At 29.6% G+C, this 267-nt stretch carries 1 pseudogene; it reads left to right on the forward strand.

What is annotated here, in order from left to right:
- A pseudogene (locus ACEWL1_RS12130) lies at positions 1 to 267 on the forward strand (hypothetical protein); the annotation flags it as partial.

Genomic DNA, 267 nt, shown 5'->3' on the forward strand with positions numbered 1-267 from the left:
TAGAAAAGCACACTCAATTCCCTGAATTTAAAAAAGTAAATAAATGTAAAAAAATTTTAATAAGTGGCGGAGGGCCTTCTGTTATAAAACATCAAGAAGCAATTAAAGAATTATTAATGGCTGAGTCAGATATGTCACTAATTCATGCATCTTCAAAAAATGCACTCCCTTTTAAAGATGTTGAAAATAAACAAGATTTTTGTTTAGTTGGTAATGAGGGGGTAAGAATGTCTAAAGTATTTGAAGATTTAGATGGTTTTTCTGGAA

It is taken from the genome of Polaribacter gochangensis, assembly GCF_046224025.1.
Taxonomy (GTDB): domain Bacteria; phylum Bacteroidota; class Bacteroidia; order Flavobacteriales; family Flavobacteriaceae; genus Polaribacter; species Polaribacter gochangensis.